The organism is Streptomyces sp. NPDC015144 (assembly GCF_043079735.1).
Lineage (GTDB): Bacteria > Actinomycetota > Actinomycetes > Streptomycetales > Streptomycetaceae > Streptomyces.
Genome location: NZ_JBIBUU010000001.1, coordinates 283,787 through 304,013, shown reverse-complemented (window position 1 = coordinate 304,013; position 20,227 = coordinate 283,787). Strand labels below are relative to the sequence as shown.

The following is a 20,227-nucleotide window of genomic DNA, read 5'->3' as shown; positions in this document are numbered from 1 at the left end:
ACGGCGTGGCAAGAGTGCGCTTGAGTGTGGCGGAACGGCGTGAGGAACTTCTGCGCGCCGCCGTCGAGCAGATCGAGGTGCGGGGGGTCGCCGCCGTCCGGATCGCCGACGTGGCCTCCGTCCTCGGTGTGAGCAACGCGCTTGTGCTCTACCACTTCTCGACGAAGGAGAAGCTCGTGGCGGCGGCCTTCGCGCATGCCGCCGAGGCCGACCTCGCCCAGTTGCGCAAGCTGCTCGGCCGGCGCACCAGCGCGGTCCGGCGGCTGCGCGCCGCCGTCCGCTGGTACGCGCCGACCGGCCGGGCCAAGGGCTGGCGGCTGTGGATCGAGGGCTGGGCCGCCTCGCTGCGTGATCCGGCGCTGCGCAATGTGGCCGGCGATCTCGACCAGCAGTGGAAGGCCGAACTCGCCGAGGTCATCGAGGAGGGCGCCGCCGCCGGGGAGTTCCACTGCGACGACCCGATGTCCGCGGCCTGGCGGCTGACCGCCCTGCTGGACGGCCTGGCCGTGCAGACGACCGCGTACGCCGGCCCCCTCTCCCGGGCCACGATGCTGGCCTGGACCGACGAGGCGCTCGCCCGTGAACTCGGTATCGATCGCGCGGCCCTGACGGCCTGACCCTCCCGGGCCCGCGCCGGACAGCTGTGCCGCTCCCGGACCGCCCCGGTCAGGTCTGGCGCACCGGGGCGTAGGCCTCGCCCGCCAGCCCGAAGGTCCACGCCACACCGTCCTTCGCCGTCCTGGTGCCGGGCGGCACCCGCAGCCAGTAGACCCGGTGCGTACCGTCCGGCTCCGGGGTGGAGTTGACCACCTCGACCATCACCACGTCCTCGTCGCCGTTCATCGCGATCCGCCACAGGACACCCGTCTCGTCGCGGTGGACCGGCTCCGCGCCGGACTCGGTGAGGTAGCGGTCGTAGCCGTAGAACTCCAGCATCACGCGGCGCAGTTCCGCGTTCTCCTCCTCGCGTATCCGCTTCGGGGTGAGGGAGTTCAGCTCCTCCAGGAACTCGGCGGGCACCGGCATGCCGCGCCAGGCGTACAGGGCGAAGCCGTCACGGTAGGCGAGCGCCGGGCCGTCTCCCCGGTCGAGTCGGCCCGCCTCGTCCCGGTACAGCTCCTGCGGCCGCTCGCTGATCACCACGGCGCGCTCGTAGGGCCACCACCAGCCCGCGTGCCGAGCCACCGCCGCCAGGCCGTCGAGCCGGCCGCCCCTCCCGTCGAAGGCGGCGAGCCAGGCCGCGTCGTGCTGGCCCAGGACCGCGTCGAGCAGGACCAGCCGGACACCGGTCTCGTCCTCGGGGCGCCGGGCCAGGTCCGCGACGACGCCCGACCTGATCCGGTCGGCGAGGGCCGCGGTGGTCTCCCAGAGCTGGGCGCCGGTGGCGGACCACAGCGCGGACCAGCCCGCCGGGCCCAGTTCGTCGTACATCCGGCGGCGCTCCCGCGCCCAGGGGTGGGTGCGCACCTCGTCGCGGACCGAACGTCCGGCGTCGACGAGCTTTCCGACGGCCTCCACGGCGGCCCTGGGCGAGTCGGCCCAGACGATCCGCTCCGGTTCCGCCAGCCCCGCGCTCCGGTAGGCGAGCCGGATCCCGTCCTCCGCGGCGGCCCGGTCCGCCGCGCCGGTCGCCGCTGCCACGGTCCGCCATGAGTCCACGTACTGCATCGGTCTTTCCCGTCCCCTGTGTTCGGTGTGGTGTCTTCGGTGTTCGGTGTGGTGACTTCGGCCCGGCCGGTGGTGCCGCGGGCCGTGCGCGCGGTCAGTCCGCGACGATGCGGACCGCCCCGGGCGCGTACTCCCGCTGGCGCACCACGCGGTACCAGCCCTTGGAGAGGGGGATCGTCGCGTGCTCCTCGTGGACCACCCGGCCGCCCTCGGGGAGGTGGAGCAGCATGGGGCCGAACGGGCCCGCCTCCCGCATCAGCCGGCCCGGTCCCTGCACCGCGTGGGCGTGGCCGGTGACCTCGCCGAGCGCGAGGACCATGCGGCCGCGGCCGTCCCTCGGCTCGCCCGGCGCCTCCACCAGGTGCGCGGGAACCGCCGACTCCTCCACCGACACGATCAGTACGTCGCCCTGCCTGTACACAGACCTCTCCCCTCGCCGGGCCGCACCCGCTGTGCCGGCCACGCAGAAGACGCTACGGCGGGGGTCTGACAATCGTCGGCGGCCGGTCCGCCCCGGACGGGCGCTCGTGCCGTCCCGGTCGCGGCGTTGTCAGTGGGGCTTGATAAACCTTGTGCACATCAGTCGTCCTCCAGTACCAGGAGTTCAGCGTCATGTCCGGTGTGGACCATCTGCAGGAATTGCTCGGCCTTCCCGTTGTCGATTTCCCGCACACGTCGGGGGCGGCGCCCGAGCAGGCCGCCGGGGCGGCCGCCTGGCGGATCTCCGTCGATCCGTACGAGGACGACGAGGTGACCTGGGACGACGCCTTCAAGGCGTTCCTGGAGAAGGTCGATCCGGCCGGGGTGCGGGCGCTGGTCGTCGGTCAGTGGGGCGAGGCGTACGACAACAGTTCGTCTTACGTGGTCGAGCGGCTCGTCGCCGCCGCCGACCGGCTCACGTCGCTGGAGGCGATCTTCCTCGGTGACATGACGATGGAGGAGAGCGAGATCTCCTGGATCGAGCACGACGACGTCACGCCGCTGCTGACCGCCTTCCCCGCCCTGGTCGAGCTGGGGGTGCGCGGCGGGACGGGGCTGCTGTTCCCGGCCGTGAAGCACGAGCGGCTGCGGTCGCTGACGATCGAGAGCGGTGGGCTGCCGGTCGGTGTGGTCCGGGGCGTGCTGGACAGTGAACTGCCCGCGCTGGAGCGGCTGGACCTCTGGCTGGGTGTCTCCGCCTACGGGGGCGACGCCGACGTGGCCGACCTGGCGCCGCTCCTCTCCGGCACCCGGTTCCCCCTCCTCACCCATCTCGGGCTGCGCAACAGCGAGTTGCAGAACGAGATCGCCTCGGCGGTGGCGAGCGCCCCGGTGGTCGCCCGGCTGCGCGTGCTCGGCCTGTCGGACGGCACCCTGGGCGACGAGGGTGCGGCGGCGCTGCTGGAGGGCCAGCCGCTGACCCATCTCGAACAGCTCGATCTGCATCATCACTTCATGACCGAGCCGGTGGAGCGCCGGATCGTGGCGGCGCTGGAGCCGCACGGGGTGCGGGTCGACGTGTCGGAGCGCGAGACACCCTGGGGTGACGGGGGCGTCGAGGGCCGCTACACCTCGGTCGCGGAGTGAGGCGGCGATGACCGGTATCGATCACCCCGAAACGTTCCACGGCCTGCCCGTCCACACTTTTCCCCGCCCCGGTGAGTCCTCCGGCGGCGTGCTCCCGGAGGCCGCTGCGGTCGCCTGGCGGCTGGAGAGCGCCTGGCAGGGCGACCTGACCTTCGAAGCGCTGTGGCGGCACTTCACCGGCACGGTCGACACGACGCGGGTGCGGGCCCTGGTCATCGGCGCCTGGTGGCAGGAGGAGTACGCGTCCTTCACACCGGTCGTCGAGCTGCTGGCCGCCGACGCCGACCGCTTCCCGGCCCTGCGGGCGCTCTTCCTCGCCGATGTCGTCAGCGAGGAGTGCGAGCTGTCGTGGCTGGAGATGTGCGACATCACGCCGGTGGTCGAGGCGTTCGGGCAGTTGGAGGAGCTCGTGGTGCGCGGCTGCGGGCAGCAGTACGGCGAGCGGACGTCCCTGGCGCTGCGGCCGGTGCGGCACAAGGCCCTCAAGACGCTCCGGTTCGAGTCGGGCGGGCTTCCCGCCCCGGTCGTACGGGCGGTCGGCGCCTCCGAGCTCCCGGCGCTGGAGCGGCTCGAACTCTGGCTCGGCGTCGAGGAGTACGGCGGGGACGCCGGGGTGGCGGACCTGGCCCCGTTCCTGTCCGGCGCCGGTTTTCCCGCCCTGCGCCACCTGGGGCTGCAGAACAGCGAGATCCAGGACGAGATCGCGGCGGCCGTGGCCTCCGCGCCGGTGGTCGCCCAGCTGGAGTCGCTCGCCCTCTCGATGGGCACGCTGGGCGACGAGGGCGCCGAGGCGCTGCTGCGGGGACAGCCGCTCACCCATCTGGCCTCGCTGGACCTGCACCACCACTACATGAGCGAGCCGCTGGTGGAGCGGCTGAGGGAGCTGCTCGGTCCCGACCGGCTGAACGACGACATCGACGACGCCGACTGGGACGACGACGAGGACGGCCACCGCTATGTCGCCATCGACGAGTAGCGCGGCCGGTCCGTCACCCCGTTTCGCCGTCGTGGGGGTGCCCGGCAACCGCCGGGTCACGCTCTTCCAGGACGCCGTGCGCGCCGCCGGACTGCCGGCGGCGCGGGTGGTGCCCTGGTCCTCGGTGCTGCGGGGCGAGGCGGTCTTCCTGCCCGGGGAGACCGTGCGGCTGGACTCCCCCGGTGAGGACGCCGAGGTGGAGCGGCTGCTCCGGAAGGTCGACGACCCGACCAGGGTCGAGGGCGGCGCCGCCTGGTACGCCGGTTTCACCCGGGCGGTACGGGAGGTGGCGCGGGCCGCGGCGGATGCCGGGGCCACCCTTCTCGACGGCCCCGGCGAGGTGGCGGTGCTGTTCGACAAGCGGCTCTGCCACGCGGTGCTGGCCGGGGCCGGGGTGCCGGTCCCGGCCTCGCCGACCTCGGGGGCCGCGGCCCCCGTGGTGCGGGGCTGGGCGGACATCCGCGGCCGGATGGCGGAGCACGGCATGCCCAGGGTCTTCGTGAAGCCGGCGCACGGCTCGTCCGCCTCCGGGGTGCTGGCCGTGGAGACGGCCGGGCCCGGCCGGATCAGGGCGACCACCTCGGTGGAGCGCGACGCCTCCGGCCGGCTCTTCAACTCGCTCCGGCTCCGCCGTCTGACGACGGAGCGGGAGGTCGCGGCGGTCGTCGACGCCCTCGCGCCGGAGGGGCTGCACGTCGAGCGCTGGCTGCCCAAGGCCACCCTCGGCGGCCGGGCCACGGACCTGCGGGTCGTGGTGGTGGCGGGCCGGGCCACGCATGCCGTCGCGCGTACCAGCCGCTCCCCCCTGACCAACCTCCACCTCGGCGGTGAGCGCGGCGACCTCGGCCGGGTCCGCGCCGCCGTCGAAGCGGCGGGAAGCAGGTGGAGCGAGGCCCTGGCCGTGTGCGAGCGGGCCGCCGCCTGCTTCCCGGACACCCTGTGCGTGGGCGTCGACCTGCTGCCCTCGGCCGGCTGGCGGCGCTTCGCCGTCGGTGAGGTCAACGCCTTCGGTGATCTGCTGCCCCGGCTGACCGGCCTCGACGGCAGCGGCGCCGAGGGCCTGGACACCTACGCGGCGCAGGTCGCCGCCGTCATGAACAGAGCAAGGAACCACCGTGCAACCGCCACCGTCTGACACCGAGCGCTCCCCCGAGTCCGCCGGAAATCCCGACATGAGCCGGATCGTGGGCAGCCACGACCTGCTGTTCGTCACCCTCGACACCCTGCGCCACGACGTGGCGGCGGAGCTCGCCGCCGCCGGCCGCATCCCGAATCTGGCCCGCCATCTGCCGGGCGGTGCCTGGGAGGAGCGGCATGCGCCGGGAAGCTTCACGTACGCCTCCCACCAGGCGATGTTCGCCGGTTTCCTGCCGACGCCGACGGGTCAGGGGCCGCATCCCCGGCTCTTCGCGGCGCGGTTCGCGGGCAGCGAGTCGACGGCCTCGGACACCTTCGTGTTCGACACGCCGGACCTGGTCTCCGGTCTGGCGGGCGTCGGCTACCGCACGGTGTGCATCGGCGGGGTCGGTTTCTTCAACAAGCAGGCGGCGCTCGGTTCCGTGCTGCCCGGGATGTTCCAGGAGAGCCACTGGGAGCCGGAGTTCGGTGTGGCCTCGCCCACCTCGTTCGAGGCGCAGGTGGCCCGCGCCGAGCAGGTCGTCGCCCGGCTCCCCGCGGAGCAGCGGCTGTTCCTCTTCGTCAATGTGTCCGCGCTGCACCAGCCCAACTGGTTCCACCGGCCGGGGGCCACCCGCGAGGCGGGCGACTCCCGCGCCACGCACGCCGCCGCCCTGGAGTACGTCGACGCCCACATCGGCCGGCTCTTCGCGGCCGCGAGCAGCCGCCGCCGCTGCTTCGCCATCGTCTGCTCGGACCACGGCACGGCCTACGGGGACGACGGCTACACCGGTCACCGCCTCGGCCACCCGTCCGTGTGGACCGTTCCGTACGCGCACTTCTTCCTGGAACCGGGGGCCTCCGCACGATGAGCCGCACCACATCGGCATCGACCACGCCTGCCGCGTCCGCCGTCCGGCCGTACCAGAGCTATGTCTACGCCTACCCGCACAAGACCGCCTACCGGCCGCTGGCCGGGCGGCCCGGGCTGCGCGAGCTGTGGGCCGGTGAGCGCAAGGACGCGCTCTCGCTCTATCTCCACATACCGTTCTGCGAGGTCCGCTGCGGCTTCTGCAACCTCTTCACCCGGATCGGCGCGCCCGACGAGCTGACGACCCGCTACCTCGACGCGCTGGAGCGGCAGGCCCTCGCGGTCCGGGACGCGCTCGGCGACGAGGAGCCCGTGCGGTTCGCCGCCGCCGCTTTCGGCGGTGGTACGCCCACGTTCCTGACGGCGGCCGAGCTGGAACGGCTCTGCGACATCGCGGAGAAGCGGATGGGCGCCGATCTGCGGTCCGTGCCACTGTCGGTCGAGACCTCGCCGTCGACCGCGACGGCCGACCGGCTGGCCGTCCTCGCCGACCGCGGTACCACCCGGATCAGCATCGGGGTGCAGAGCTTCGTCGAGTCGGAGGCGCGGGCCGCGGTGCGCCCGCAGCGTCGGGCCGAGGTGGAGTCGGCACTGGGCCGGATACGCGAGACCGCCATCCCGGTCCTCAACATCGACCTGATCTACGGCATCGACGGCCAGACCGAGGAGAGCTGGCGCGCCTCGCTGGACGCGGCGCTGGCCTGGCGGCCGGAGGAGCTGTACCTCTACCCGCTGTACGTGCGCCCACTGACCGGTCTGGGACGGCTCGGCACCGACGAGGGGGCGGCGGACGCGGCCTGGGACGAGCAGCGGCTGAGGCTGTACCGGGCGGGCCGCGACCACCTCCTGGCGCACGGCTACGAGCAGGTCTCGATGCGGATGTTCCGCCGCGCCGACGCCCCGCGTGCGGAGGGTCCGGACGACTACGCCTGCCAGACCGACGGCATGATCGGCCTGGGCTGCGGCGCCCGCTCGTACACCACGGCCCTGCACTACTCCTTCGACTACGCGGTGGAGATGCGGGAGGTGCGGGCGATCATCGACGGCTACACCGCCACCGAGGACTTCTCCCGCGCCGAGGTCGGGCGGTACGTGGACGGGGACGAGGCGCGCCGCCGCCATCTCCTGCAGTCGGTGCTCCAGGCCGAGGGGCTGGCCCTGGCCGAGTACGAGGAGCGGTTCGGCACCTCGCCCGGCGCGGACTTCCCCGAGGAGCTCGCCGTGTTCGAGGCGCGCGGCTGGCTGGACACCTCGGCCGGGGCGTCGGGGCTGCTGCGTCTGTCCCCCGAGGGCCTGGCCCACTCCGACGCCCTGGGCCCGGAGCTCTTCTCACCCGCCGTGCGCGCCGCGATGGCCGCGTACGAGCTGAAGTGAGCGCGTCGATGGAGCTGACGATCCTGTACCGGGGCCCGCTGGCCTCGTGCGACTACGACTGCCCGTACTGCCCGTTCGCCAAGCGGCGCGACAGCCGGGAGCAGTTGCGGGCCGACCGGGCGGCGCTGGAGCGGTTCACGGCGTGGGTGGCGGAGCAGACCGGCGACCGGATCTCGGTGCTGTTCACGCCGTGGGGCGAGGGCCTGGTCCGCTCCTGGTACCGCCGGGCACTGGTGGAGCTGGCGGGGCTGCCGCACGTGGCCCGGGTGGCGATCCAGACCAATCTGAGCAGCCGTACGGGCTGGCTGGCCGAGGCCGGAGCGGCGGGGCGGGAGAAGATCGCCCTGTGGTGCACGTACCACCCGGGGCAGACGCCGTACGAGCGGTTCCTCGCCAAGTGCGGGGAGCTCGGCGCGCTCGGGATCCGGCACAGCGTCGGGATCGTCGGGCTGGACGCCCACATGGAGGAGGCGCGGCGGCTGCGGGCCGCGCTGCCCGGGGAGGTCTATCTCTGGGTGAACGCGGCGGAGGGCCACCGCTACACCGACGCGGAGGCGGACCGCTGGACGGCGATCGATCCGCTCTTCCCGTACAGCCGTGATCCGCACCGCTCGGCCGGGCTGCCGTGCCGGACCGGTGAGTCGGTGATCTCGGTGGACGGGGAGGGCACCGTGCGGCGCTGCCATTTCGTCCCGGCGCCGCTCGGCAATCTCTACGACGGGAGCTACCGGCGGGCGCTGCGGCCGCGCGCCTGCCCGCTGGCGGTCTGCGACTGCCACATCGGCTATGTGCACCTGGAGACGCTGCCGCTGTACGACGTCTTCGCGGGCGGGGTGCTGGAGCGGATACCCGCCTCTCCGCGGCTGCCCGGCGGGCGTGGCTGAGCTTCGGCCACGTCCGCCGGGCGGCCGCGGTGCGTCGGGAGCGGGTCCGCGGGGCTACAGCGGCAGCAGGTCGGGGCGCTTGGCCTCGACGTGGTCGCCGGACGACTCGCCGCGCAGCCGCCGCCCGATCCACGGCACCAGGTGCTCGCGCGCCCAGTGGATGTCGTCGCGCCGGACCTCCAGGGTGCCGCGCTGGGCCTGCGGGGGCCATTCCTGGTCGGGGTCGGCCGGTACGTCGATGCCGAGGACCTGGGCGGCGCGCAGCGCGACCCTGGTGTGCCCCTCCGGCGACAGGTGGAGCCGGTCGTCGTCCCAGGCGCGCCGGTCCTGGACGGACCGCAGCGACCACAGGTCCAGGACCGGGCAGTCGTAGCGGTCGGCGATGGCCCGCACATGGGCGGTGTACGTCGCGACTTTCCCGCGGAGATGGCGCAGGACGGGGATGCCCCGGGTGTCGAAGCCGGTGGTGACCATGACCGTGCCGACCGCGCCGGTGAGTTCGGCGACGGCGCGCTCGAAGCGTTCGGCCACGTCGTCGGGGTCGGTGCCCGGCCGGATGATGTCGTTGCCCCCCGCGCAGAAGCTCACCAGGTCGGGGGCGAGCTCCTTGGCACGCGGCACCTGCTCCTCGACGATCTGGTCGAGGAGACGTCCGCGTACGGCGAGATTGGCGTATCGGAATTCCGGGTGTGCGGGTCCTTCGGCGTCGTGTGCCGTATCGGGGTCCGGGAGTTGGTCCGCGAGAAGTACCGCGAACCGGTCCGCCCAGCCGACGAATGTTCCGTCCGGGCCGGGGTCACCGACTCCCTCGGTGAAGCTGTCGCCGATCGCCGCGTACGACCCGATGACGCCCTGTCGGTTGTTGACGCCACGCTGCATTTTTCTCGAATCGTCTGCCACAAGCGCTTATCCTGCACCGTCGAATGTGACCTACGCGACCGTAATAAAGGGTTGACGGGTGGTGACATAGGCCACCCGGTCAGTTTTTGGCAAAGGGGGAATAGGCGGAAGGGGCGGTGCGCCACCGCGCACCGCCCCTTCCTTCGTCCTGCTCCGGGTCACGCTCAGACGTAGATGCCGTGCGAGGCCAGGTAGGCGATCGGGTCGATGTCCGAACCGTACTCGGGACCGGTGCGGACCTCGAAGTGGAGGTGCGGGCCGGTGACGTTGCCGGTGGCGCCCGAGAGGCCGACCTGCTGGCCGGCGCTCACGGACTGGCCCGCCGAGACGGAGAGGGAGGACAGGTGGCCGTACTGCGAGTAGTGGCCGTCGGCGTGCTTGACGACGACCTGGTTGCCGTAGGCGCCGCCCCAGCCGGCGGTGACGACGGTGCCGGAGGTGATGGCCTTGACGCCGGTGCCGGTGGAGACGGGGAAGTCGATGCCGGTGTGGCTGCCGCTGGACCAGTTGGAGCCGGAGGCCCGGTAATTGGTGGTGTGGCTGCCGGGGACCGGGTGGACGTAGCCGGAGCCGGTGTTCTCGGTGGCCGGGGCCTCCTTGGTGGCCGGGGCCGGGGCCTCCTTGGCGGCCGGGGCCGCCGGGGCGGGCTGCTCGGCGGCCGGGGCGGCCTTCGACGGCGCGGCCGCACCGGTGGGAGCGGCCGTACCGACGGCGGCGGCGCCGAGGGTCAGCTTCATCCCGGGGAGGATCAGGCTGGGGTTCTTGCCGACGACCTCGCGGTTGTCCTGGTACAGCTTCTGCCAGCCGCCCGCGACGTGGTGCTCGGCCGCGATCTTCGACAGGTAGTCGCCGGGGACGACGGAGTACGTGGTGGGCGCGGACTGCGGGGCGGCCTTCGGCGCGGTGTGCGCGACGGGGGCCTGCTCCGGCGCGGCGGCCTGGTCGGCGGCGTGGGCGCCGGTGGCACCGAGCAGCGGCAGTGCGATGACGGCGCCACCGGTGCTGACCGCGGCGAAACCGCGAGCGATGGGGCCGATCTTGGGACGGCGGTGCTTACCCGTGATGGGCATGGCGTCTTTCCTCTCCGGCGCCTGCGAGGTGAGCTGTCGGGTTCGGGCTGGAGATGCCCGGCCGCACGGTGTGCGACTTCACCCCGAGCCGTCCGGATCTCTCCGGCCAGCGGCCTACCTGGTTCCCCCGCTCCTGCCACGCGATAAGTGGATGTGAATTCCGGTCGGCGGCAGGATTGGGCGGGCCGTCCGGAATGCGGTGACCGTAAGCGAGCCGGGACGGCGAGAACAAGCACCGGGTTCCCCGCCGGTATTCCTTTTCGGGAATTCGGTAGGGAATTCCGGTCACCCTCCGTGGATTACGGATCTTGTTGTTCCGCGCGGCGAACGGAATTCCCGTCCCGCCCGCCGCCACACACCGTCACGAATATGATCCCGCTCACGGGGCACCGGCCATCCCTCTTATAAGCGGGAGATGTTCGTAAAAAGTGCGCATTACGGACATGGCGGGGCGGTCAGTCCCGTCGCAGGCGCAGCACCCGCGCGTCGAGATCGCCCCGGAGGCCGGTGTGCAGCCCCCGGTGGAGCAGGACCGATCCGTGGTGGACCGCCCCGGTGTCCTGGCAGGTGTACGTGGCCGCGGGGTCGACCCCGCGCAGCCGCAGGGCCGGCGGGCGCTCCCCGTACCGCTGGGCCTCCAGCCACATCAGCACCACGGTCTCCTCGCCGTGTACGTACTGGACGGCGCTGAGTCCGCCGCGCGGTTCGCGCAGCCGGTACAGCGCGCCCTGCTGCACCACGGGGCGGATCTCCTTGTAGAGATCCACCCAGCCACGCGCCTCGGCCAGCTCCTCCTCGCTCCATTCGGCGAGGTTCCCGCCGATGCCGAGCACTCCGGCCATGGCGCTCACGAACCGGAAACGCAGCGAACTGACCCTGCCGTTGAGCTGCCGGTTCGGGCTGTCGGTGACCCAGGCGGCCATCACCCGGGCGGGGTGGAGGTGGCTGAACCCCTCCTGGATGGCGAGCCGGTCGAGCGGATCGGTGTTGTCGGAGGTCCACACCTGGTCGGTGCGGGAGAGGATGCCCAGGTCGATCCGGCCGCCGCCGCCCGAGCAGGACTCGAAGGCGACGTGGGGGTGCGCGGCCCTGAGCCGGTCGATCAGCGCGTACAGGGCGTCCACATGAGCGGTCCAGATCCGCTGCGGGTACTCCTCACCGGGCCAGCCGGGGTCGGTGAAACAGCGGTTGAAGTCCCATTTCACGTAGTCGACGGGGGTGCTGGAGAGCAGTGCGTCGAGCTGCTCCCAGAGGTACTCCCGGACATCGGGCCGGGCCAGATTGAGCACCAGCTGGTTGCGGTACTCGGTGCGGGTCCGGCCGGGGACGTGCTGGACCCAGTCGGGGTGCGCCCGGTAGAGGTCGCTGTCGGGGTTGACCATCTCCGGTTCGACCCAGATGCCGAACCGCATGCCGAGTGCGTGCACCTCGTCGGCGAGCGGCTTCAGCCCGCCGGGGAACCGGTCCGGGTTCGGGGTCCAGTCGCCGAGCCCGGCCCGGTCGCTGGTCCGCCGCCCGAACCAGGCGTCGTCCACCACGAACAGCTCGACCCCCATGTCCGCGGCGCGCCGGGCCAGGGTCCGCTGCTGGTCCAGCGAGATGTCGAAGCCGGTCGCCTCCCAGGAGTTGTAGAGCACCGGCCGAAGGGTCCCGGCGTCCGGGATCACATGGGCCAGCTGCCAGGCGTGCCAGGCCCGGCTGGCCCCGCCGAAACCCTGATCGCTCCAGAGCCCGGCGAAGACGGGCGTGGTGTACGACTCCCCCGGGGCGAGCCGGAGCAGTCCGGACTCGTCGTGCCCCGCGCCGCCGGTGATCTGTACGAGGCCGTCGGGCAGCCGCTGCACGCAGATCCGCCAGGAGCCGGACCAGCCGAGCGCACAGCCGTAGACCTCGCCGCTCTCCTCGGTCGCCGCGCCGTCGGCGTCCAGCGCGGCCCACGGCAGGTACTGGTGGCCGGTGTGGCCGCGTCTGCTGGAGATGACGCTCTCGCCGTGGAGCAGCTCCGCGCGCTCGATCCGGGTCTCGGCCGACCAGCGGCCGTGCAGCCGGCTGATCCGCCAGCCGTCCCGGGCGGGCAGCGACCAGGCGGCCGCGTCGGCGCGCAGCAGTTCCAGCGGCGGGCCGTCCGGGCCGGTGTGGGCGACGGTGGCCCAGCGCTCCACGACGTCGGAGTCGTCCCGCATCCGGTAGTGCAGGGTGAGGCCGAGCCGGTGCACGGCGTCGGTGAAGCCGATCCGCAGTTCGTCGCCGTCGGTCTCGGCACCCCGGAAGGTCCACTCGGTGCCGCGGACGAGCGGGGTGCGGACCGAGAGGGCGGGGCGGACGAACCGGGGGCCGCCCTCGACCGGGTACTCCTCGTGGCCGTCGAGGGGGGATTCGAAGCTCCGGTGGAGGAGGTCGGGTACGGCCGCCAGGGCCTCGGCGGCCGCGAGGCCGATCCTCGGGCCCCAGTGCAGATGGAGCAGCTCGTCCCGTTCGGTCAGAGTCAGTGCGTAGCCGCTGTTCTCGCCGGTGAGCAGCCAGGTGCGGCCGGTACGGCCCGTCTCGATCATCGCGCCCCCATTTTCCGACAGTTCCGCACATCATCGGCCGACGGGAGGGTGCGGGCAACGGTGCCTCGGGGGACGCGTCGGCTGGGCGGGCCGCCGGGCGGACCCGGGTTCGCCCGGGTATCGACAGCCGGGGCCCGAGATGGTTGCCTGAGGAATCGATGCCGTAGGGTCGCGGCAGTCGTGCCGCCGACGACCACGACGGCGCCGGACATTCCTGGAGTAACCGTGACGCAGCAGCTGCCGCAGACACCGTCGACGGAGCCCGAACTGGCGGGTGTCCGCAACTTCCGCGACGTGGGCGGTCTGCCCACCGTGGACGGCCGGCGGGTGCGGTACGGGCGGCTCTTCCGCAGCGGTCACCTGGCGCACGCCACCACCGAGGACGCCGCCTTCCTGGGCGGCCTGGGGCTGCACACGGTCTTCGACTTCCGCAACTCCGCCGACCGCCGCCTCGACGGCGCGGACGTGGAGCTGCCGGGCGTGCGGAACGTGAGCATCCCGCTCTCCGACCCGGCCGACGGCGCGGAGTTCTGGCGCATGGTCCGGGACGGCGACATGGACCAGCTGCGTTCCGTCCTCGGCGACGGCAAGGGGGTGGACCGGATGGTCGCCTCGTACCGGTCGATCATCCGGGAGCGCACCGCCGAGCACGGCCGGGTGCTGCACGCCCTGGCCGAGGACAGCGTGCCCGCGCTGATGCACTGCGCGGCGGGCAAGGACCGGGCGGGGCTGTCGATCGCGGTGTCGCTGCTGGCCGTCGGGGTCGAGCGCGAGGCCATCGAGGCCGACTACCTCAAGTCCAACGACGCGCACCGCCGCTACCGGATACGTCGCAGCGACACCTCGCCCGCCGGGATGTCGGCCGAGGTCATGGAGTTGCTGAACCCGCTCTTCGGCGCCCGCGCCGAGTATCTCGCCGCCGCCTTCGACACCATCGAGGAGACCTGGGGCTCCACGGAGCGGTACTTCTCCGAGGGTCTCGGTCTCGCCCCCGAGACCCGTGAGCGGCTGCGCGACCGGCTCCTCGACCGGGCGTGACCGGGGCCGTTCAGCCCTTGCCGGCCACCTCGAACAGCAGGTAGAGGAAGGCGGCGACGACGTGACCGGCGACGAGATAGGCGATGAGCCGGATCACGATGCCGCGCGGGAACCGGGACTCCTGGGCCTCGTAGTGCTTGCTGGAACCGAGCGGGTCGTAGTTCTCGGAATCGGACATGACGGTCCTCTCTGGCGACCGGGAACCGGTCTCAGTGGTGGATGCCGCCGCCGAGGCACAGCTCGGCGGCGGGGCTCTGCAGCAGGGTGTGGACGAAGAGGAGCTCGGCGCCCTCCCGGCCGGTGGCCGTGATCCGGTGCGGGGTGAGGGAGTCGAAGTGCGCGCTGTCGCCGGGGGCGAGGTCGTGCACGGTGTCCCCGAGCCAGACGCGGAGGTGCCCGGACAGCACGTAGAGCCACTCCTCGCCGGGGTGGACCCGGACGAGTTCGCCCTGGGCGCCGGGCGGGACCCGGACGCGGAGGGCCTGCATGGCCCGGCCGGAGCCACCGGCCCGCCGGTACATCCAGCCGTCGGCCTCGGCCCCCTCGTACGCACCGCCCCGGATGACCGCGTCGCGCTCCGGGGGCATCTCACCGAGGAGCTCGGAGACGGTCGTGCCGTAGATCCGGGCGAGGCCCAGGAGCATCGGCAGCGAGGGCTGACGGCGGCCCGTTTCGAGCCGGGAGAGATGGGCGGGCGAGAGCCCGGCCCGCTGCGCCGCGCTCTCCAGGGTGAGGCCGCGACTCCTGCGCAGGTCGCGCAGGCGGGGCGCGACACCGGGCAGCTCCTCGGCCGCCCCTCCTTCGGGAGGATTCATGTACCCATTGGGCCAGGCGACCTGCCTCAGAGGCAAATTTCTTACCTCTGAGGCAAAAACTCTCAGCGGTTGGCCACCGCCTGCTTCACCAGTGTCCTCCCGAAGTCCCACATGAGCCCACCCCCACGGTGTGCGTCGTCCATCACCTCGGTGAAGGCCGCCACGAACCGGTCGACGTCCGCCTCGTCGATCACCAGCGGCGGGATCAGCTTGATCACCTCCAGGTGGTCGCCCGAGACCTGGGTGAGGATGCGGTGCTTCTGGAGCAGCGGCACCACGACCATCTGCGCGAAGAGCCCCTTGCGGGCCGCCTGGAGCATCGTCCAGCGGCTGCGCAGCTTCAGCGAGGACGGCCGGCCGAACTCGATGCCGATCATCAGCCCGCGCCCGCGCACCTCGTGCAGCAGCTCGTACCGGTCGACCAGGGCGGTCAGCCGCTCGCGCAGCAGGTCGCCGGTGCGGCGCGCGTGGGCGACGGTCTCCTCGTCCTCCATCACCGCGAGCACCGCGAGCCCGGCGGCCATCGCCTGGGCGTTGGAACCGAAGCTCGCGGAGTGCACCAGCACCCGGTCCATCGAGGAGTAGACGCGGCGGAAGATCCAGTCCTTGCCCAGGGTCGCGCCGACCGGCACGTAACCGCCGGAGAGCGCCTTGGCCACGCAGACGAGATCGGGCTCGACGCCCTCCTCGTGCTGGTACGCGTAGAAGTCGCCGGTGCGGCCGAGGCCGGTCTGCACCTCGTCGGCGATGAGCAGCGCCTTGTGCCGGTGGAGGAGCTCCTGCGCCTCGCGCAGGAAGCCGGGGGGCGCGGCGTGGACGCCCTTGCCCTGGATCGGCTCCACGACCAGGGCCGCCACGTCGCCGCGGGCCAGCTCGCGCCGGAGCGCGTCGAGGTCGCCGAGCGCGATGGCGGTGTCGGGCAGCAGCGGTGCGAAGCCGTCCCGGAAGCCCTTCTCGCCGTTGACCGAGAGGGAGCCCGTCGTGAGCCCGTGGAAGGCGTGGGCGCAGTACAGGACGCGGGGTCTGCCGGTGGCGTAGCGGGCGAACTTCAGCGCCGTCTCGACCGCCTCGGTGCCGCTGTTGCCGAAGAAGACCCGGTCCAGGTGCGGGCTGTGCGTGAGGAGCCGCTCGGCCAGCAGTCCGGGCAGCGGCTGGCAGTCGAAGCGGGTCAGGTCGGCCAGCGAGGCGTCCAGCACGTCGTGCAGTGCCTTGCGGACGACGGGGTGGTGGCGCCCGAGGCCCATCACGCCGAAGCCGGCGAGCATGTCGAGGTAGTCGTTGCCCTCCGCGTCCCAGAAGTGGGCGCCCTCGGCCCGTTCGTAGACCTTGTCGAAGCCGATGGTGTGCAGCATCCGGGGCAGTTGGTGGTTGAGGTGCCGGGTGTGCAGCTCGTAGCGTTCGGCGCCGCGCTCGGCCAGCAGCCGTGTCAGGTCGAAGCCCTGGGGCCGGTCGTCCGTCATCGCCCGTTCTCCTCGTTCCTGGGGTCCTCGGTGGCGTCGTGGGGCCGCGCGGCGGCGAGGGCGGCGCCGGTCCGGCTCAGGGGGTGTCTGACAAATGCCTGCGGCGTCGCGGGGTCCGGATGGACTCCTGGATCGTCACGCCCGGGTACCCTTCTCTGCTCGTGTGCGGGGGGGGCGGCCCCGCCCGGGAACACCGCCGGACCGGCGGCCCGGGGTGGTGGTCCCGGGCCGCCGGTCCGTCCACGGCCCCGTCGTCAGCGGTTCCCGGAGACCGTCTCGCGCGCCGCGCGCAGGGACTCCTTCAGCGACCCCATGGTGGCGAGCACCGCGGTGGGCTCGTAGCCGCAGTGCGCCATGCAGTTGTCGCAGCGCGGGTCCTTGCCCCGGCCGTACTTGTCCCAGTCGGTCTCCTCGATGAGCTGACGGTACGTCGGCACGTACCCGTCGCTCATCAGGTAGCAGGGCCGCTGCCAGCCGAACAGCGAGTAGTTCGGAATGGCCCAGGCCGTGCACGGGAAGTCCGCCTTGCCCTCCAGGAAGTCCAGGAAGAGCGGCGAGTGGTTCAGCCGCCAGCGGGACCGGTTGCCGCCCGCGAACGCCTTCCTGAAGAGTTCACGGGTCTGCTCCACGCCCAGGAAGTGGTCCTGGACGGGCGCCTTCTCGTAGGCGTAGGCGGGCGAGATCATCATTTCGTCGACCTTGAGGTCGTCGTTGAGGTAATTGAGGACCTCGATGATGGTCTGCGGGGTGTCGGTGTTGAAGAAGGTGGAGTTCGTGGTGACCCGGAAGCCGCGCCGCTTGGCCTCCTTGATCGCCGCCACCGCCTCGTCGAAAACACCTTCCTTGGCCACGGATTCGTCGTGGCGTTCGCGCAGCCCGTCGATGTGCACGGCAAAGGCGAAATACGGCGAGGGAGTGAATTTCTCCATCTTCTTCCGCATCAGCATCGCGTTGGTGCACAGGAAGACGTACTTCCTGCGCGCGACGAGCTGCCGGACGATCTCGTCGATCTGCGGGTGCATCAGCGGTTCGCCACCCGCGATGGAGACCATCGGGGCCCCCGACTCGAGCACCGCGCCCACGGCCTGCGCCACCGGCATGCGCTGTTTGAGCACGCCCGCGGGGTGCTGGATCTTCCCGCAGCCCTCGCAGGCGAGATTGCAGGCGAACAGGGGTTCCAGTTCCACAATGAGCGGGAACTTGTCCCGCTTACGAATCTTCTGTTCGATGAGATACGTAGCAACCTTGATGGACTGACGGAGCGGCATGGCCATCTGGCTCACCTCCTGGGGAGCAGCAAGGATCGGTGCCATTCGTAGAAAGCAGGCAGGACGGCACGGAGGACACGGAAAGCCGATATTCCACCGCGTATCGTCCCGATGCGCACGAGCTCATGCTCCGGAGCATCCACGACCACCCGTACGGCGGCAACCGGGCGTGGCCCGGAGCGCAGGGCGGTGCGCAGGGTGGCGGCGGACTCCATGTCCACCGCGATCGCCCCGGTGGCGCGCAGACCGGCCCGCTCATGTCCGCGTACGACATGGTCGGAGCCGGCCAGCGGACCGGTGTGGACGGTGCGACCGGGCACCGCCCTGGCCAGGGCCTCGACCAGCAGGCCCGTGCCGGTGCAGGCCGTCGACCGCCCGGCCTCCCGGGTCTCGTCGGCGACCACCAGGTCCCCGGGCCGCATCCCGGGCCGCAGCCCGGCGCAGAACCCGGAGGCCAGGACCGCCGTCCCGGCCGCCCCGGCCCGGCCGAGTGCCCGTGCGACGGCCGCTTCGGCCGCCTCGGGGCCCATGCCGGTACGGAGCACGGTGACCGGGCCGGGGGCGTCGCCCGCCCCGGCCCGGCCGCGGCTCAGGGCGAACCGCTCGATGCCGAGCGCACAGGCGATCAGCAGCGGAGCGGCGGGGGCGAGCACCCTCGGCCCGTCGGCCATCAGGCCCCCTTCGGGACGGCCAGGCGGTCGGCGAAGGGTTCGCCGTGCACGTACCGTCCGAGCGCGGTGAGCGGGAAGACCTGGCGGTAGAGGTGGTAGTTGATGGAGAAGTCCCACGGGAACCCGGTGCCGGTGAAGTACGGCTCGTCCCAGGACCCGTCCGCCCGCTGGGTCTCACAGAGCCAGCGGACGCCCCGCCGTACGGCCTCGCCGTCGCGCTCCCCCGCCGCCAGCAGCGCCAGCAGCGCCCAGGCCGTCTGGGAGGCGGTCGAGGCGCCGTGGCCGATCCACTTCTCCTCCTGGTAGGAACGCAGGTCCTCGCCCCAGCCGCCGTCGTCGTTCTGCACGGACTCCAGCCAGCCGACCGCGCGCCGGATCGCCGGGTGCGTTCCCGGGAGTCCGGCGGCCACCAGCGCGGGGACCACCGACCCCGTGCCGTACACGTAGTTGACGCCCCAGCGGCCGAACCAGGCGCCGCTCTCCTCCTGTTCGGACAGGAGCCACCGGATGCCGCGCCGGGTGACGGGGTGGCCGGAGCGCCCCTCGACGGCGAGCATCTCCACCACGTGTCCGGTGACGTCGGCGGACGGCGGGTCGACGACCTCGCCGAAGTCGCAGAACGGCAGGCGGTTGGGGAACGGGCTGGTGTTGTCCGCGTCGAAGGCGCCCCAGGCCCCGTTGCGGGACTGCATGCCGACGCTCCAGCGCACGCCGCGCCGGATCGCGGCCTCGACCCTCGCCGGATCGGGGTGGCGGACCCGGCGCAGCGCGAGGACCACCTCGGCGGTGTCGTCGATGTCCGGGTAATTGTCGTTGTGGAACTCGAAGGCCCAGCCGCCCGGTTCGAGCCGGGGGCGGCGCACGGTCCAGTCACCGGGCCGGACGATCTCCTCGTCGAGCATCCAGTCCGCGGCCCGCACCAGGGCCGGGTGGTCGGCGCGGACCCCGGCGTCGGCGAGCGCGATGGTGGCGAGGCAGGTGTCCCACACAGGCGACTGGCACGCCTCGATCATCCGGGAGCCGTCCTCGCGCCACACCGCGAACCGGTCGAGCGATTCGAGCCCGGCGCGCATCACCGGGTGGCCGAGGTCGTAGCCCATCAGGTGCAGGGCGATGACGGAGTAGACGGCCGGGGGCTGGATGCCGCCCCAGCAGCCGTCGTTCTCCTGGCGCTCGATGATCCAGCGGACCGCGGTGTTCATCGCGGCCCGGCGCAGTCCGCGCGGGGCGATCCGGCGGTAGAGGTGCAGCGCCTTGTCCAGGCGCTGGAAGACGCCGTCCCAGCTGGTGGCCGGCGCGGGGCGGCGGGGCGGGGCGGGGTTGCGGGCGTCGGTGTGCAGTTCGTCGAGCGGGAAGGGGGCCGGGCGGACCGGCCGCTTCGCCGAGACGATGGTGAGCGGCACGATGGTCTGGCGGGCCCAGCAGCCGAAGTCGTAGATGTTGAGCGGCGCCCACGTGGGGAAGAACATCAGCTCGGGCGGGAGTTCGGGGAGGTCGTCCCATTTCCACCAGCCGAAGAGGGCCAGCCAGATCCGGGTGAAGACCCTGGAGGCGGCGATCCCGCCCTGTTCCCGGATCCAGGCCGAGGCGCGGGACATGTGCGGTTCGTCCGGCCGGTCCCCGGCCAGCCGCAGGGCCACGTACGCCTCGATGGTGGCGGAGAGGTCGCCGGGCCCTTCGTGGAAGGTGGCCCAGGTGCCGTCCCCGAGCTGTTCGCCACGGATGAAGAGGGCGGCGGCCCGTACCGTGTCGGGGTCCTGGATGCCGAGGAACTGGCGGAGCAGCAGGTCCTCCGCGTCCATCGTGACGTTGGTGGCGAGGTCGCCCTTCCACCAGCCCTGCTCGTCCTGCCGGCCGAGGAGGTGCTCCACCGAGCGCTCCGCGGCCTGCCGCGCGGCGTCGAACACGCCGTCCGCGGTGGTTGTGTCGGTCGGTTCACTGGCCGAGGCCGCCCGGGAGTTCACGGCCCCGGTGCTTCCGTCGGTCGTCGCTGTCATG

Annotated in this window: 19 protein-coding genes and 1 riboswitch; of the genes, 8 read left to right on the top strand and 11 right to left on the bottom strand. The window is 72.4% G+C overall.

Annotation, left to right across the window (positions count from 1 at the left end; genetic code table 11):
• Positions 1-26: 26 nt before the first annotated feature.
• Complete coding sequence (locus ACF08W_RS01290) at positions 27-617, top strand: TetR/AcrR family transcriptional regulator (protein ID WP_352274827.1); 591 nt, start codon at positions 27-29, stop codon at positions 615-617.
• A 49-nt stretch (positions 618-666) separates the two neighbouring features.
• On the opposite strand, the gene ACF08W_RS01285 is transcribed toward ACF08W_RS01290, so the two are convergent.
• Positions 667-1,668 carry a DUF6745 domain-containing protein gene (locus tag ACF08W_RS01285; protein WP_392277992.1) on the bottom strand — a complete coding sequence of 334 codons (1,002 nt, stop codon included), beginning with the start codon at positions 1,666-1,668 and terminating at the stop codon, positions 667-669.
• Positions 1,669-1,762: 94 nt separating this feature from the next.
• Positions 1,763-2,089: a hypothetical protein gene (locus ACF08W_RS01280; protein WP_352274669.1), complete on the bottom strand. Its 327-nt coding sequence runs from the start codon at positions 2,087-2,089 to the stop codon at positions 1,763-1,765.
• Between the two features lie 191 nt (positions 2,090-2,280).
• Between ACF08W_RS01280 and ACF08W_RS01275 the strand changes: the two genes are divergently transcribed.
• From ACF08W_RS01275 to ACF08W_RS01250, 6 genes are read left to right on the top strand one after another with little or no spacing between them, the layout of a single operon-like run.
• Positions 2,281-3,234: an STM4015 family protein gene (locus ACF08W_RS01275; RefSeq protein ID WP_385209128.1), complete on the top strand. Its 954-nt coding sequence runs from the start codon at positions 2,281-2,283 to the stop codon at positions 3,232-3,234.
• Positions 3,235-3,241: 7 nt separating this feature from the next.
• Positions 3,242-4,210: an STM4015 family protein gene (locus ACF08W_RS01270; RefSeq protein ID WP_392277991.1), complete on the top strand. Its 969-nt coding sequence runs from the start codon at positions 3,242-3,244 to the stop codon at positions 4,208-4,210.
• Positions 4,191-5,345, top strand: a complete 1,155-nt coding sequence (locus ACF08W_RS01265; RefSeq protein ID WP_385209122.1) for an STM4014 family protein — start codon at positions 4,191-4,193, stop codon at positions 5,343-5,345. Before ACF08W_RS01270 ends, ACF08W_RS01265 begins: the two co-directional genes overlap by 20 nt.
• Before the next feature lie 37 nt (positions 5,346-5,382).
• On the top strand, positions 5,383-6,198 hold the full coding sequence (locus tag ACF08W_RS01260) for an STM4013/SEN3800 family hydrolase (protein WP_352274673.1): 816 nt from the start codon (positions 5,383-5,385) through the stop codon (positions 6,196-6,198).
• The gene (locus ACF08W_RS01255) at positions 6,195-7,571 is read left to right on the top strand and encodes an STM4012 family radical SAM protein (RefSeq protein ID WP_392277990.1); all 1,377 of its coding nucleotides are present in this window, start codon (positions 6,195-6,197) and stop codon (positions 7,569-7,571) included. The genes ACF08W_RS01260 and ACF08W_RS01255 overlap by 4 nt, the downstream gene beginning before the upstream one ends.
• Positions 7,572-7,579: 8 nt before the next feature.
• On the top strand, positions 7,580-8,455 hold the full coding sequence (locus ACF08W_RS01250) for an STM4011 family radical SAM protein (protein ID WP_392277989.1): 876 nt from the start codon (positions 7,580-7,582) through the stop codon (positions 8,453-8,455).
• Between the two features lie 54 nt (positions 8,456-8,509).
• Here the strand turns inward: ACF08W_RS01250 and ACF08W_RS01245 are convergent, their stop codons facing one another.
• The 3 genes from ACF08W_RS01245 to ACF08W_RS01235 form a co-directional block, all read right to left on the bottom strand.
• Complete coding sequence (locus tag ACF08W_RS01245) at positions 8,510-9,355, bottom strand: SGNH/GDSL hydrolase family protein (RefSeq protein WP_366299397.1); 846 nt, start codon at positions 9,353-9,355, stop codon at positions 8,510-8,512.
• A 164-nt stretch (positions 9,356-9,519) separates the two neighbouring features.
• Positions 9,520-10,425 (bottom strand): peptidoglycan DD-metalloendopeptidase family protein, encoded by a 906-nt coding sequence (locus ACF08W_RS01240; RefSeq protein ID WP_392277988.1) that lies wholly within the window; start codon positions 10,423-10,425, stop codon positions 9,520-9,522.
• A 3-nt stretch (positions 10,426-10,428) separates the two neighbouring features.
• A riboswitch (cyclic di-AMP (ydaO/yuaA leader) is annotated at positions 10,429-10,585 on the bottom strand.
• A gap of 295 nt (positions 10,586-10,880) precedes the next feature.
• Positions 10,881-12,977 carry an alpha-galactosidase gene (locus ACF08W_RS01235; protein ID WP_392277987.1) on the bottom strand — a complete coding sequence of 699 codons (2,097 nt, stop codon included), beginning with the start codon at positions 12,975-12,977 and terminating at the stop codon, positions 10,881-10,883.
• Between the two features lie 225 nt (positions 12,978-13,202).
• On the opposite strand from ACF08W_RS01235, the gene ACF08W_RS01230 reads away from it, so the two are divergent.
• On the top strand, positions 13,203-14,015 hold the full coding sequence (locus tag ACF08W_RS01230; RefSeq protein WP_392277986.1) for a tyrosine-protein phosphatase: 813 nt from the start codon (positions 13,203-13,205) through the stop codon (positions 14,013-14,015).
• A gap of 10 nt (positions 14,016-14,025) precedes the next feature.
• Here ACF08W_RS01230 and ACF08W_RS01225 read toward each other — a convergent pair whose 3' ends face one another.
• The 6 genes from ACF08W_RS01225 to shc form a co-directional block, all read right to left on the bottom strand.
• Positions 14,026-14,193, bottom strand: a complete 168-nt coding sequence (locus ACF08W_RS01225; protein WP_352274680.1) for a DUF6126 family protein — start codon at positions 14,191-14,193, stop codon at positions 14,026-14,028.
• Positions 14,194-14,224: 31 nt separating this feature from the next.
• A complete protein-coding gene (locus tag ACF08W_RS01220) occupies positions 14,225-14,830 on the bottom strand; it encodes an XRE family transcriptional regulator (protein ID WP_352274681.1) in 606 nt (201 codons plus the stop codon).
• Positions 14,831-14,892: 62 nt separating this feature from the next.
• Positions 14,893-16,290: an aspartate aminotransferase family protein gene (locus ACF08W_RS01215; RefSeq protein WP_392277985.1), complete on the bottom strand. Its 1,398-nt coding sequence runs from the start codon at positions 16,288-16,290 to the stop codon at positions 14,893-14,895.
• A 254-nt stretch (positions 16,291-16,544) separates the two neighbouring features.
• Positions 16,545-17,564 carry an adenosyl-hopene transferase HpnH gene (gene hpnH, locus ACF08W_RS01210; RefSeq protein ID WP_352274683.1) on the bottom strand — a complete coding sequence of 340 codons (1,020 nt, stop codon included), beginning with the start codon at positions 17,562-17,564 and terminating at the stop codon, positions 16,545-16,547.
• 5 nt (positions 17,565-17,569) lie between these two features.
• Positions 17,570-18,229 carry a 1-hydroxy-2-methyl-2-butenyl 4-diphosphate reductase gene (locus ACF08W_RS01205; RefSeq protein WP_385209097.1) on the bottom strand — a complete coding sequence of 220 codons (660 nt, stop codon included), beginning with the start codon at positions 18,227-18,229 and terminating at the stop codon, positions 17,570-17,572.
• A complete protein-coding gene (shc, locus tag ACF08W_RS01200; protein ID WP_392277984.1) occupies positions 18,229-20,226 on the bottom strand; it encodes a squalene--hopene cyclase in 1,998 nt (665 codons plus the stop codon). Before shc ends, ACF08W_RS01205 begins: the two co-directional genes overlap by 1 nt.
• Position 20,227: the final 1 nt, after the last annotated feature.